Origin of the sequence: Sorangium sp. So ce321 (genome assembly GCF_051530195.1) — a bacterium.
Taxonomy (GTDB): Bacteria; Myxococcota_A; Polyangia; order Polyangiales; family Polyangiaceae; genus Sorangium.
Map to the genome: position 1 here is coordinate 10169602 of NZ_CP150329.1, position 13251 is coordinate 10182852.

Below are 13251 nucleotides of genomic sequence, written 5' to 3' on the forward strand. Positions count from 1 at the left end.
CTCTTCGGCCCCCCTCCCCGAGGTACGCATGAGTGACGAGAAGAACACCAAGCAGAAGTCTGCCGCCCTGGAGCTCGCGATCGCCAGCGTCGAGAAGGAGTACGGCAAGGGGGCGATCATGCGCCTCAAGGACGGGCAGTCGCTGCACGACGAGGTCGCGGCCGTGCCGACCGGCTCGCTCGGCCTCGACATCGCCCTCGGCATCGGCGGCTACCCGCGCGGCCGCATCGTCGAGGTCTACGGGCCGGAGTCGAGCGGCAAGACGACCCTCACCCTCCACGCCATCGCGGCCGTCCAGCGGGCGGGCGGGACGGCGGCGTTCATCGACGCCGAGCACGCCCTCGACGTGAACTACGCGAAGAAGCTCGGCGTGAAGACCGAGGAGCTGCTCATCTCCCAGCCCGACTACGGCGAGCAGGCGCTCGAGATCGCCGACATGCTGGTCCGCTCGAACGCCGTCGATATCATCGTCGTCGACTCGGTCGCCGCGCTCGTCCCCAAGGCCGAGATCGAGGGCGACATGGGCGACAGCCACGTCGGCCTCCAGGCCCGGCTGATGAGCCAGGCGCTCCGCAAGCTGACCGGGACGACCTCGCGCTCGCAGTGTCTGCTGATGTTCATCAACCAGATCCGGATGAAGATCGGCGTCATGTTCGGCAGCCCCGAGACGACGAGCGGCGGCAACGCCCTGAAGTTCTACGCCTCCGTCCGGCTCGACATCCGCCGCATCGGCGCCATCAAGGAGGCCGCCGCCGGCGGGAAGGAGCCGGCGGTCGTGGGCAACCGGACCCGCGTCAAGGTCGTGAAGAACAAGATGGCTCCCCCCTTCCGCGAGGTGGAGTTCGACATCCTCTACGGCCAGGGCATCAGCCACAGCGGCGACGTCATCGACCTGGCGACCGAGGCGGCCATCATCGAGAAGAGCGGCTCCTGGTTCTCGTTCCAGGGCGAGCGCATCGGCCAGGGCCGCGAGAACGCCCGCACCTACCTCGAGCAGCACCCGGCGGTGCTCGAGAAGATCGAGTCGATGGTCCTCGCGAAGCATGGCGTCTCCCGCGTGAGCGGCGGCGCCGCGGCGAACGGCGCGGCGAACGCCGGCCCGAAGGGCGGCGGCGCGGCCGCGGCAGAGCCCCCCGCGCAGGCGAAGGGGCGCGGCGAGGCGGCCCCCGCCGGTCAGGACGCCCGGCGCGCCCCGGGCAAGACGAACTGACGCCGGACCGCGCCCCGCCATGCACCTCTACGTGATGCGGCACGGCCCGGCGGAGGACCGGGCACCGAGCGGCCGGGACGCCGACCGCAGGCTCACCCCCGAGGGCCGCGAGCGCGTGCAGCGGATCTCGAGCGAGCTCCACCGCGTCCGGGGCGGCGCCCCGCTCTCGCGGGTGCTCGCGAGCCCCCTCGCGCGCGCCCGCGAGACCGCCGAGATCGCGGCGCCCATCTGCGGCGCGCCGGAGGTCGAGCTCCGGGACGAGCTCGCGCTGGACTCCGGCCTGCCGCTCGCGCTCGTCGCCGCGCTCGGCCGGGGCGGCGCCGACGCGCTCCTGGTCGGGCACCAGCCGAACGTGGAGCACCTCGTCCGCACGCTGGTCGACGCGCCCGGCCGGGGCGCGCCGGGCCTGGTCCTCTCCAGCTTCTGCACTGCTCTGATCGTCGCCCTCGAGCCCGAGCCAGCTCCGCACCCGCACCCGCAAGTCCGGTGGCGCGTGCGGCAGATCCTCGACCCGCGCGCGCTCGGCTAGCGAGCCGCGCGCGCCGTCAGCGCCGTACCAGGAGCAGCAGAGGACACGCGTCCGAGGCGGAAGGCGACTCGACCGGCGCGGCCCCCGCGGCGGCTCGCGACGGAGCAGGTAAGCTCATGAATTCACGGCGGAAATTTGGATGGCCAGCGCGAGACGGCCGAGACGGCCGCCGTACCCCTCCAGCGGGACCGCTCCCCCGCTTACGTAATCACAAAACCGAATGATTTCGAAGACTTCGGTCGCTCGCTTGACAAGGATCCCACCCGAGAATACGCCCAAATAAGGAGGATTGAGATGGCGGGACAGATGGCCTTCCCCTTCGCTCAACCCCCTCCAGGCCGTCTGTCGCGCAGCGGTGGGAAGGGCGCAGCGCCCTCTTCGCTGTGGCCGCGCGTCTCCCGGGCTGTCGTCCGGGTGCCCGATCCCCGGCACCACCCCAGCCATATCGAGCTGCCCTCGGGCCAGCCGCAGATCTACGTGCACGAGGGGGCGCGCCAGGCGCTCATCCGGCGCCTGGAGCTGGCGCAGAAGCGGCCGGTCCTGCTCTCGGTCACCGACAACTACCGGCAGATGATCTCCTCCTCCCTGCGGGAGGGCATCCTGGAGGCGCGCGTCCACCACATGTTCCTGGATGCGCCGGTGGTCGTTCAGAACGCGCTCGTCCGGTACGTCGTGAACCAGGACCGGGCCGCGTCGCTCCTGGTGGGCCAGTACATCGACGAGAACGGCCATCGCATCCGGGCGAGCCGGCCGGTGAGCACGCCGCTCCTCACGCAGGGGCGGACGCACGATCTGCTGAGCCTGTTCCAGAAGCTCAACCTCGCGTACTTCGGCGGCGGGGTCGACGCGCTGATCACCTGGGGCAAGCGGACCAAGGCGCGGAAGCCGCGGCGCACCATCAAGCTCGGGAGCTACTCGGCGGTCGAGCGGCTGATCCGCATCCACCCGGTGCTCGACCGGCCCTGGGTCCCCCGCTACTTCATCTGCTACGTCGTCTACCACGAGATGCTCCACCACGTGATGCCCGCGAGCCACGGCAACGGGCGCCGGATGCTGCATCCGCCCCAGTTCCTCGCCCGCGAGCGGCTCTTCCGCGACTACGAGCGCGCCCTCTCCTGGGAGAAGGACCACGTGGGCAGGCTCCTCCGCACCTGACGCGCCGCCCCTGGCGGCCCCGCGCGAAGGACCACGTGAGCAGGCTCCTCCGCGCGTGACGCGCCGCCCCTGGCGGCCCCGCGCGATCCGGCGGCGCGGAGCGACGAACCATTGCGCGGAGTACCGGCTGGCTTTAAACCGGCGGACCCCCGTGGGGCCAGGTGAACCGGCGCCGCGCGGGCGACCCCACCCCGTAACCTCTCGAAAGTGTGGAAGGCCAGCGTGCAGGAGATTCTCACCCAGGAAGCGAGCCCGAAGCGGGCCATGGAGGCGCTCGAGTGGGCCGCTCAGCGAGCAGAGAAGGCTGACGCCGCGCAGCCCGAGGCGGCCGTCGAGCCGCGCCCCTCGCCCCGGGTGATCTCCGGGCGCCCCGCCGACTTCAAGGCCGCTGCGGCGATCTACCTGCCGGATGTCCGCAAGCTGCTCGACCGGATCATGATGAGCCACGACGCCGAGGTAGGGCTCGATGCCCTGCTCGAGTCGGGCGCGCTCGCCGCGATGCTGCCCGAGGTCGAGGCGATGGTCGGGTTCGGCGATGGGGAGTGGCGCCACAAGGACGTCTGGAAGCACACGAAGCAGGTGGTGCGTCAGGCGGTCCCCAGGCTCGAGGTCCGCTGGGCGGCGCTGCTGCACGATATCGGCAAGACCAGGACGCGGTCGATCTCGCCGACGGGCGAGGTCCACTTCTTCGGGCACGCCGAGGTCGGCGCGCGCATGTTCGACAAGATCGACCGGCGGCTGCCGCTGTTCGCGAAGGAGGAGGCGCTGAAGGGCAGCATCCGCTTCCTGATCCTGCACCACCTCCGGGCGAGCCAGTACGACGCGTCGTGGACCGACAGCGCGGTGCGCCGTTTCACCAAGGAGATGGGCGACTGCCTGAACGACGTGCTCGACCTGTCGCGGGCGGACATCACGACGAAGCGGCCCGAGAAGAAGCGGAAGGGGCTGAAGCAGATCAGCGACCTGGCCGAGCGGGTGCTGCAGGTGCAGGCCCAGGATGCGGTCGTGCCGCCGCTGCCGAGCGGCATCGGCGACGCCATCATGCAGGCGTTCGGGCTGCCGCCGTCGCGGCGGGTCGGCGAGGTCAAGCGCGCGCTCGAGCAGGCGGTCGAGTCCGGCGAGGTGGCATCGCACCAGGAGTCGGACGTCTACATCGCGTTTCTACGCGACAACGCGGGCCGATTCGGGCTCTGACGGCGCCCGCCTCGGGCCTACTCCGAACCGCTAGCCGAGCGGCGGTCGCCCGCACAGGAGACGGGCCCAGATCGGCGTTTTCGGCGCGGAGGCGCACTCCAGTGCGCTGAGCACCGAAAACGTCGAGATGGGCCCGTATCCGAAGCGGGCGACCGCCGCTCGCGCTCAGAGGGGGGCGGTGCAGGTGGCGCATCGCGAGGGGACGCCATCCTTGTGGTAGAGCTCGCCGCAACGGCCGCAGAGACGGGCGTCGGCCTCGAAGGCGATCAGCTTGTCGGTCGCCTTGCAGCGAAGGCCGGCGACCTGGGGCGGCTCCAGCGCGCGCACCTCGCCGGCTGCATCGTCAGGCAGGGGCAGCGCGCCCTCCTGGATGTCGGCCGCGCGCGCGGGGACCCGCGCCCTCGCCTCGGCCAGGACACGAGACGCCGCCGGGAGGTGCGTCCGTAGCGGGATGGCGATCGCGGTGCCGCTGCCCTGGACCGTCAGCGCCGTCTCCGTGAGCAACAGGCGCGTGACGTCGTGCCAGCCAATACGCTCGATCTCGCCAGGCCCGTTCTCGATGCCCACGCCGGCATCGCCGACACGGAGGGGCTTCATCGACCACTGGCCGAAGAGGCCCGCCGCCGCGCCGAGGAGCACCGCGGCGACCAGGAGGTACGGCGCGTACGGGTGGGACCCCGCCTCCTCGCCACGGAACCACATGCCGTAAACGCCCGCCCCGGCGAGGAGCGCCGCGACGGACATGCCCAGCATCGTGAGGCCGAGCGCGAGCGACGCCTTCGGCTCGAAGCGCCGCTCACTCCGCGGATCGGTCCGCTGCCGCAGGAAGACCTCGCCGCCCTGCCCCGTGGACCCCGAGCCCTTGCGCTTGCGCTTCACCGCTCTGTCGGATGCCATCGGCGGCTTCCTATCGGAGGAGACGCCAGGACGCAAAGGGGCTCGGCGCAAACAGCCGGCGCACGACGCCAGCGGCCAGCGCTCGGCGCCGACCGACAGCGCTCCGCGCAAGCAGCCAGCCTGGTCCCGCGGGGCGCGCGCGCCGCAGGGACGGAGCGGTATGCTGGAAAGCGATGGTCTCGACGGTCAGCGCGGCGACCCACGTCCTGCCCGCAGTCGGCATCGGGCTCGCAGCCCTCGTGCTCCTGGGGCCAGGCACCCAGCGCATGGCCACCGGCGTGCGGGTGTGGGGAGCGCCCGTCGCCGGCAGCGAGGCGCTGGCGCTCCGCATCGAAGGGGTGCGCCGGCGCTACGGGGCCGATGACCCGGCGGCGCTCCAGGACCTCGAGGTGAGCGCGGCGTCCGCGGGGGCGCCGCTCGAGCGATGGACAGGCTCGACCGGCGAGGACGGGATCGCCGAGGCGCTGCTGCGCGCGCCCGGCGGGCTGCAGGAGCCGGTGGTGGTGCGGATCGCGCGGGGCGGGGGCGCGCAGCTGCTCCTCGAGGAGCAGCGGGTGCCGCTCGCGCCGCCGCTCCCTGCGACGGAGACGAGCGCGCTGCCGGGCGCGGCGCACGGGAGCGCGCTGCCGGGCACGGCGCACGGGGAGCTCCGCCTCCGGGTCACGGCCGCGCGGGGCGCGATGGCCGCGCCGTTCCCCGAGCGGGTGCGCGTCGCGGTCGAGACCGAGGACGGAGCGCCCGCCGCGGGGGCGCGCGTCGAGGCGAGCGCCGTCGGCGCGGACCTCGAGGGTCAGGGCAGCGGCCCGGTCCAGGTCATGGCCGACGCGCGCGGCGCCGCGGAGCTCACGCTCAAGCCGCTGGCGCACGCCGTCGAGCTGTCGCTGCGCGCGACCCGGTCGGGCAGCGCGCCGCCGGGGACGCGCGGGTCGCCGGGCGAGGGCACCTGGGAGGGGACGATGCCCGTGATCCCGGGCGCGATCTGGCTCGACCCGGGCGGGCTCGCGGGCGAGCGGCCGGCGCTCCGGCTGATCTCCCCGGCGCCGAAGCCCCGGGCGTACGTCTCGATCGGCGGCGCGCACGGCCGCCTCCTGGGGGCGGTCGTGCCGCTCGCGCCCGACGGAGCAGGATACTTCGCGGGGGCGCTGACGCTCCCGGACGGACCGGCGCTCGGCGCGGGCGCGGTGGAATGGGCGGTGATCGCGAGCGACCCCTACGAGCAGGGCGCGGGCACCGTGGCCTGGCCGCTCTCGCCGACAGCCGGGCCGGCCCCGCCGCGGCGCGTGGCGCTGCTCGCGGACGGATTGCCGGCGGCCGAGGCGCGCGAGCAGGCCCGCGCCTCGGGGGCGCGGCGCGCAGGGCTCGCGGTGCTCGGCGCGACGGCCGTCACGCAGATGCTGCTGCTCGCGCTGCGGTCCCGGGCCGCGCGGCGTCGCCTGGAGGCGCACCTCGCCGCCGCCTCCACGGACGAGGACGGAACCGCCGGGGCGCCGCTGTCCAGGGAAGATCGCGGCCGGCTGCTCGCCGCGGCGCGGGCGGAGCCGCTGCTGTCGGTGCTGGCGCTGGCGGCGCTGGTCGGGCTGTCGTTCGCGGCGGTCGCGGCGCTCGCGACGTTCCGATGACGCGGGGCGCGCGAGCGGCGCCGGATGGATTTCATCCGCGGCGCGCCTCGAGCCGCTAGACTGAGCAGACCATCACGGGATGGGGCGGGAGACGACGAGCAGGGCATGTCCGAGCAGCAACGGTACCGGGTCATCAAGCGCCTCGCCTCCGGAGGCATGGCGGAGGTCTTCGTCGCCGAGAGCGCGGGGATCGAGGGGTTCAAGAAGCAGGTCGCGATCAAGCGCGTCTTGCCGCAGCTCAGCAAGAAGGAGCAGTTCATCGCGATGTTCCTCGACGAGGCGCGCCTCTCGGCGCACCTCTCGCACTCGAACGTCGTGTCGGTGTTCGACATCGGCGTCGGCGACGGCACCTACTTCATCGTCATGGAGTACGTGGACGGCGCCGACCTCCGGGCCCTCCTCGAGCACCAGAAGAAGGTCGGCCGCCCGATGAGCGTCGAGGTCGCCGCCTTCATGGCCGCGAAGATGTGCCAGGGCCTCGCCTACGCGCACGACCTCTCGACCGCGGACGGCAAGCCGCTCCAGATCGTGCACCGCGACATCACCCCGGCGAACGTGCTCATCACCCGCTACGGCGAGGTGAAGATCGTGGACTTCGGGCTCGCGAAGGCGTCGAGCCAGCTCGCCGAGAGCGACGCGGGCATCATCAAGGGGAAGTTCGGCTACCTGGCGCCGGAGACGGTGCTCGAGCAGGGCGTCGACCAGCGCGTCGACATCTTCGCGCTCGGGATCATCCTCTGGGAGATGCTCGCCGGGCGCCGGCTCTTCCTCGGCGACTCGGACTACATCACGGTGCGGCTCGTGCGCGACGCGGTGATCCCGTCGCTCCAGCAGCTCAACAGCGAGGTGCCGCGCGAGCTGGAGCAGATCATCCGCCGCGCGCTCGCCCGCGACCCGGGGGCCCGCTACCGCAACGCGCGCGACCTCGGGCGCGACCTCACCCGCTTCCTCTACCGGTACGGCCGCCCGGTGAGCGAGGACGACGTCGCCGCGCTCGTGGAGCGCGCCAAGGGCGGGCCGGCGCGGGCTGTCGACGGGACGCAGAAGATTGCCGAGCTCATCGACATGATGCTCCTCGAGTTCAAGTCGCTCACCAAGGAGCCGACCGCGGGCGGCAGCGGGCTCAGCCTGCTGCCCAGCCTGGACGGGGCCGAGAACCCGCACGAGCCGGACGAGGGGGGCTCCCCCCCGCGGAGCGACGGGCCGCTCGGCGGGCTCGCCGACGAGCTGGAAGGGCCTGAGTCGATGCACCAGGACGAGTCGTCCTCCTCGGTCGCGGCCTGGTTCCGGGGGCTCATCCCGCGCTGAGCCCGCGCGGGCAGCGACATGACCGCCGCGCTGCGGTACCGTGCGCCGGTGACCGGCCAGGAGGAGCCATCCTCCGGCCCACAGACGAGGTAAAGAGAAGATGAGCATCGAGATTGGGAAGCCGTTCCCGCGCTTCGCCCTGCCGAACCAGGACGGCAAGACCGTGAAGCTCGAGGACTTCGCGGGCAAATGGCTCGTCGTCTACTTCTATCCGAAGGACGACACGCCGGGTTGCACCATCCAGGGCAAGTCGTTCACGGCCTCCAAGGAGGACTTCGACAAGGCCAACGTCGCTGTCGTCGGCGTCAGCGAGGACGACGTCGCGTCGCACAAGAGCTTCTGCGACAAGTTCTCGTTCACCATCGATCTGCTCGCCGACACGAAGCACGAGCTGCTCAAGGCCGCTGGCGTCGGGCAGAGCGAGTATAAAGGCAACCTGTACTGGGACCGGACGACGTTCGTCGTCGATCCGTCGGGCGTGCTGCGGAAGACCTACCAGAAGGTGAAGCCCGATGGGCACGAGCAGGCGCTCCTCCAGGACATCGCCGAGCTCAAGGGCCAGACCTGAGCTGACGACCGCCAGGCAAGAATGACTGGATAGCCAGGGGGGACGGCTACCCTGTACAAAGCGTGCTCCCGCTGGATTTGCTGGAGTTACGCGCCTATCCTGTCGACTTTGTGGTTGCACGCCCTCCCTTCGCGCCGGGTCGAGCCGTACCGCTCACGGCGTTCGCGGCGCTCGCCCTGACGGCGCTCGTGTCCGCCGCCGCCATGGGCGCCTGCGAGGGCTCGGGGGGCGGCGGGGCTGGCGGCTCGGGTACGGGCGACGCCGGCGGCTGCCCGATCGGGCCGCGAGAGGCGATGTTCACCATCACCGTGCGCGCGCCGGGCGGCCCCGTCCCGCGGGACACCACCGTTCACGTGGCGTGGAGCGCGGCGGAAGAGCCGACCTTCGTCCTCGATGACCCGACCACCTGGAAGACGCTCGACGAGGCCAACCTCGTGTGCGCCGTCGATCGCGCAAAGCCTCCTCCCGACACGCTGGAGGCGCTCGTCTGCGAGCTGTGGACCGCGGGGGTGACGCGGGTCGAGATCTCGGGGACAGGCTATGAGGATCTCGAGCAGACGCTCACGCCGGTCAAGCGCGAGGGATGCGAGGACTTCCTCCCTCAGAAGGTCGATATAGCGCTGGTGCCTGCGACCGACGGCGGGGTCGAGGAGTAGGCAGCCCGAGACCACGCGAGCGCTCGAGAGGGGCGAGACCGGCGGGCCACCGCCCTGGCCTGGTGCGCGCTGTTCAGCGGTGATATGGCGATTCCTCACCACAAGAGGAAAGCGAACCACCATGATCATCCTTCACGGCTCCGCCGGCTCTCCGTTCTTCTCGCGCGTCCGCATGCAGGCCTGTGCCAAAGGTCTGCAGATCGAGCTCCGCCGCACGGCGCAGCGCACTCCCGAGTTCCTGCAGATGAACCCGCTCGGAAAGATCCCAGTGCTGGAGCACGACGGCTTCGTCCTGCCGGAGAGCCTCGTTATCTGCGAGTACCTCGAGGACGCCTTCCCCACGCCGTCGCTGCTCGGCGACACGCCGGAGGCCCGCGCCCGGGTGCGCCTCGTCGTTCGCACCGTCGATCTCTACTGCGGCGGCGTCATGTCGCTGCTGCGGGCGGCCGCCGACCCGAGCTTCAAGAGCGACGCGGCCGCGGAGCGCGCCGGCCTCGACAAGGGCCTCGACGCGCTCGAGATCTTCCTGGCCGGAGATGGATTCGCCGCCTCGAAGGCGCTCTCGCTGGCCGACTGTACGCTGGTTCCGTGGCTGTTCTACGCCACGATGCTGACGAAGCAGGGCGACGACGCGCTGACCCGCCGGCCCAAGCTCGCGCGCTACGTGGAGTTCATCGGAGGTCAGGAGCTGACCCGCACGATCTGGGGCGAGATGGATGAGGCCTACCGCGCCTTCATGACCCGGTGGAAGGCAGGGCAGGTCACGGCGAACAACGGGTGAGGCGGCGCGACCGGCGCCGGGAGCGAGCGCGGCGGTCATCCGATCCGGGCAGATCTCGCCGCGGCGCCCGACCGCCGTCGCGCGGGCCCGGCCGTCGACGGCCGGGGTCCACGCCGTTATCCTCTTCACCCGCTACATCCGCTGTCCTCTGCTCACCCCCGCCGCACCACGGAGCGCCATCACGCCATGCCGACCCACGAGACCAGCGCCTCCCTCGATGAGCTCTTTCGCGCGCTCGACGCGAGCCCCCGCTCTGCCGGCGTCTTCTATCCCAGGCAGGTGAAGACGACCCCGCCCGCCGGCGCGACGGATCATGATATTCCCGTCGCCCCCGGGGTGACGCTCGGGGCGCGCTGGCACCTGTCCGATCCGCGGAACCCGACCGTGCTCGCCTTCCACGGCAACGGCGAGACCGTCCCCGATTACGACGATATCGCCGAAGGGTGGCAGCAGATCGGGCTCAACCTCTTCATCGTCGATTACCGCGGCTACGGCTGGAGCGGCGGTCAGCCGACGCTGCGCTCGCTCCACGAGGACCCCGCGCAGGTGGCCGCCTACTTCGAGCGGGCGCTCGCCGAGAAGAGCCGCGAGGCGGGCCTCGACCGGCCGCCGAAGCCGCTGCTCTTCGGGCGCTCGCTCGGCAGCTCGCCCGCGTCGCGCATCGCCAGCGAGCGCGGCGGCGCGTACCGCGCGCTGATCCTCGAGAGCGGGTTCAGCGACGTGCGGTACGTCCTCGCCCTCTTCCAGGTCGATCTCGGCGACCTGCGCGACGAGGCGCACCGCCGCTTCTCGAACACGGAGCTCCTGAAGCACGTCGAGATCCCGGTCCTCTCCCTGCACGGCGCGAACGACAGGCTGCTCCCGCCGGCTCACGCCCGCGAGAACCACGCGGCCGTCCCGCACGAGAACAAGGAGCTGCGCTTGCTCGAAGGCGCCGGCCACAACGATATCCTCCTGTTCGCGCCAGCTTACTTCGGCGCGATACGCGACTTCCTGCAGAGGCACTGAGGCCAGCGCCCCGATGGGGGCTGGACTCGATCGGCACGATCTACGCCGCCACCGCGGCGCCCCTACGGCGCCTGGATCTCGATCGGCACGATCTCCGCCATCACCGCGGCGCCCCGCACGGTCAGCCGGGCGACCGACAGGGGCAGCTTGAAGCGGCGAGGCCCCGCGCTCCCCGGGTTGAGGAACAGCACGCCGTCCCGCTCCCGGATCCCCGGCCGGTGCGAGTGCCCCGCCACCACCGCCGACAGCCGCGACGCCGCGGGGTCGAGGTCGAGCTCCTTGACGTCGTGCAGCACGAACAACGTCGCGCCCCCCACCTGCACCGTCGCCCGCTCCGGCAGGCCTTCAGCCCAGCGCCCGCGATCGTTGTTGCCGCGCACGGCCGTCACCGGCGCGATCGCCGCGAGCGCGGCGAGCACCTCGGGGCCGCCGACGTCGCCCGCGTGGAGGATCAGCTCCGAGCCCGCCAGCGCGGCGAGCGCCTCCGGGCGCACCAGGCCGTGCGTGTCCGAGATGACCCCGACAAGGTGCTCCCGCCCCGCGCGTCGCTCCGTCATCAAGGCTCCATCGGCGCGCGACATCACACCTCGATCAGGAGGAACGACCTCCCGGTGAGCTTCCTGAGCAGCGGCATCGCCACGTTGTAGACCGGAGTCCCCTTCGGCGTCCGCCCCTCGAGCGCGCCGTGGTGCGCGTGGCCATGGAAGACGACGTCGGCGCCGTACAGGTCGATCGGCGCGGCCAGCCGGCTCGTCCCGAGGAAGGGCCTTATCTCCACGTTCTCGCCCACCGTCGTGTCGAGCACAGGCGTGTAGTGCATGATCACGATCCGCTTGTCGCTGTCGAGCTGGGACAGCGCCGCCTCCAGCTTCAGCGCCTCGGTCACCGCCTCCTGGACGAAGGCCTTGAGCGGCCCCTCGCCGAACGCCTGCAGCGTCGCGCTCCCGAACCCGCCCATGAAGCCCTTCACGCCGGCGACCCCGATGTCGTCGCGCAGGACGAGGTGATCGCCGTCGAGCACCTCGACGCCCGCCTCGCCCAGGAGCCTCGAGATCTCCGCGCCCGCGCCGCGATCGAGGTCGTGGTTGCCGAGCACGGCCGCGCACGGCACCGACAGCCCGGAGAACGCGTCCGCCAGCACCTTCGCCTCGTCGGGGTGGCCGCGATCGGTGAGATCGCCGCAGAGCACGAGCACCTCGGCCTCCGCGTTCACCGCCCGCACGAGCTCGCGCATCCTGCCGCCGTGCTCCGGACGGCAGTGCAGGTCCGAGGCCGCCGCGACGCGGCGCTTGCCATGATCGCCGCCCCCCGCGGCGCCGGCGCTCATGACCCCGGCTTGCGGAGCCGCGCCGCCTCGACCTCAGCCCCCGTACGAGCCGCGCCGCCCGGCTCCACCCCGCCGGGGCGCCGCCGCCCCGCCATCCGCTGGCGCTTCCGGCGCAGCGCCCCCCGCGCCGCCTCGGGCTCGGGCGCGGGCGCAGCGGACGACGCCACGAGCCCGAGCTGCTCGTAATCGTGCGTGTACTGCCGCCGGCTGATCAGGTTCCCCCGGCAGACCCGGAGCGGCGCGTCGCCGGCCCGCGACTGCTCCAGCGTGCGACGGCAGAGCTCCTCGACGAGCCACGCCGGCACCCGGCTCCGCGCGCCGGGATAGACGAAGCGGTACAGCGTGAGGTGCGCGAACAGCACCTCCCAGTGCGGGCCGAAGCGGCCGAGGAGCCGCTCCCAGTCCATCTCATCGCCGCACGCGTAGATGAGGTGATTCACGTCCGCCCCGTCGTACCGCTCCCGCTCGTCCACGAACGCCTTCGTGAAGATGATCTCCTCGGCCGGCGCGATCAAACAGGAGTGCCCCAGGATCGTGGCCGGGCGCGCGTGCTCGAACCAGCCGCCGTCGACCACCGCCAGGCCGTTGCTCGACGAGAAGATGAGATCGATGAAGCGCTCGCCCGCGTGCGCCTTCCCGATCCACCGCGGGTCGAGCAGCTCCGTCTCGAAGCCGGCCCGCTCGAGCGCCCTGAACGCCGCCGGCACCTCCTGCTCCTCCAGCATCACGTCGAGATCCTTCGTGTCCCGGAAGATGCCGGTGTACGCAAAGAAGGCATACGCGCCCGCCACCATGAACGGCACGCCGGCGCAGAGGAGCGACTCCAGCGCCCTTACCCTCACCTCCAGCTCGCCCGCGCTGGAGAGCAGGCCGGCGGCATCATCGACGACCGGAGGCGAGAGCGCCGTGCGCTCGGCGGCGCGCGTCGCCCGGGCGGAAGCCGCGCGCTCCGCGTCGCTCACGGCAGGGGATGCGCTGCGCACCATCCCCCTCTGCGTA

At 72.1% G+C, this 13251-nt stretch carries 14 protein-coding genes; 10 read left to right on the forward strand and 4 right to left on the reverse strand.

Annotated elements, in window-relative coordinates; genetic code table 11:
* Positions 1–28: 28 nt before the first annotated feature.
* The 4 genes from recA to WME89_RS37570 all read left to right on the forward strand — a co-directional run bounded on the left by recA (position 29) and on the right by WME89_RS37570 (position 4088).
* Positions 29–1210, forward strand: a complete 1182-nt coding sequence (gene recA, locus WME89_RS37555; RefSeq protein ID WP_437619486.1) for a recombinase RecA — start codon at positions 29–31, stop codon at positions 1208–1210.
* Positions 1211–1229: 19 nt separating this feature from the next.
* Entirely contained in the window at positions 1230–1739 is a 510-nt protein-coding gene (locus WME89_RS37560; RefSeq protein ID WP_438004412.1) for a SixA phosphatase family protein, read from the forward strand.
* A gap of 294 nt (positions 1740–2033) precedes the next feature.
* Positions 2034–2894, forward strand: coding sequence for a hypothetical protein (locus WME89_RS37565; protein WP_438004413.1), 861 nt, complete (start codon positions 2034–2036; stop codon positions 2892–2894).
* 222 nt (positions 2895–3116) lie between these two features.
* Positions 3117–4088 (forward strand): HDIG domain-containing metalloprotein, encoded by a 972-nt coding sequence (locus WME89_RS37570; protein ID WP_438004414.1) that lies wholly within the window; start codon positions 3117–3119, stop codon positions 4086–4088.
* 165 nt (positions 4089–4253) lie between these two features.
* On the opposite strand, the gene WME89_RS37575 is transcribed toward WME89_RS37570, so the two are convergent.
* Positions 4254–4985, reverse strand: coding sequence for a hypothetical protein (locus tag WME89_RS37575; RefSeq protein WP_438004415.1), 732 nt, complete (start codon positions 4983–4985; stop codon positions 4254–4256).
* A gap of 173 nt (positions 4986–5158) precedes the next feature.
* Here WME89_RS37575 and WME89_RS37580 point away from each other — a divergent pair, with 173 nt between their 5' ends.
* The 6 genes from WME89_RS37580 (at position 5159) to WME89_RS37605 (ending at position 10925) form a co-directional block, all read left to right on the forward strand.
* Entirely contained in the window at positions 5159–6604 is a 1446-nt protein-coding gene (locus WME89_RS37580) for a hypothetical protein (protein WP_438004416.1), read from the forward strand.
* A 105-nt stretch (positions 6605–6709) separates the two neighbouring features.
* Positions 6710–7912, forward strand: coding sequence for a serine/threonine protein kinase (locus WME89_RS37585; RefSeq protein WP_438004417.1), 1203 nt, complete (start codon positions 6710–6712; stop codon positions 7910–7912).
* Positions 7913–8012: 100 nt separating this feature from the next.
* Positions 8013–8480: a peroxiredoxin gene (locus WME89_RS37590; protein ID WP_438004418.1), complete on the forward strand. Its 468-nt coding sequence runs from the start codon at positions 8013–8015 to the stop codon at positions 8478–8480.
* Between the two features lie 110 nt (positions 8481–8590).
* On the forward strand, positions 8591–9136 hold the full coding sequence (locus WME89_RS37595) for a hypothetical protein (protein ID WP_438004419.1): 546 nt from the start codon (positions 8591–8593) through the stop codon (positions 9134–9136).
* A gap of 121 nt (positions 9137–9257) precedes the next feature.
* Positions 9258–9917, forward strand: coding sequence for a glutathione S-transferase family protein (locus WME89_RS37600; RefSeq protein ID WP_438004420.1), 660 nt, complete (start codon positions 9258–9260; stop codon positions 9915–9917).
* A gap of 186 nt (positions 9918–10103) precedes the next feature.
* A complete protein-coding gene (locus WME89_RS37605) occupies positions 10104–10925 on the forward strand; it encodes an alpha/beta hydrolase (protein WP_438004421.1) in 822 nt (273 codons plus the stop codon).
* A gap of 62 nt (positions 10926–10987) precedes the next feature.
* Here WME89_RS37605 and WME89_RS37610 read toward each other — a convergent pair whose 3' ends face one another.
* From WME89_RS37610 to WME89_RS37620, 3 genes are read right to left on the reverse strand one after another with little or no spacing between them, the layout of a single operon-like run.
* Positions 10988–11482 (reverse strand): metallophosphoesterase family protein, encoded by a 495-nt coding sequence (locus WME89_RS37610; RefSeq protein ID WP_438004422.1) that lies wholly within the window; start codon positions 11480–11482, stop codon positions 10988–10990.
* A gap of 23 nt (positions 11483–11505) precedes the next feature.
* The gene (locus WME89_RS37615) at positions 11506–12252 is read right to left on the reverse strand and encodes a metallophosphoesterase family protein (protein WP_438004423.1); all 747 of its coding nucleotides are present in this window, start codon (positions 12250–12252) and stop codon (positions 11506–11508) included.
* Positions 12249–13238 (reverse strand): hypothetical protein, encoded by a 990-nt coding sequence (locus WME89_RS37620; RefSeq protein ID WP_438004424.1) that lies wholly within the window; start codon positions 13236–13238, stop codon positions 12249–12251. The genes WME89_RS37615 and WME89_RS37620 overlap by 4 nt, the downstream gene beginning before the upstream one ends.
* Between the last annotated feature and the right edge of the window lie 13 nt (positions 13239–13251).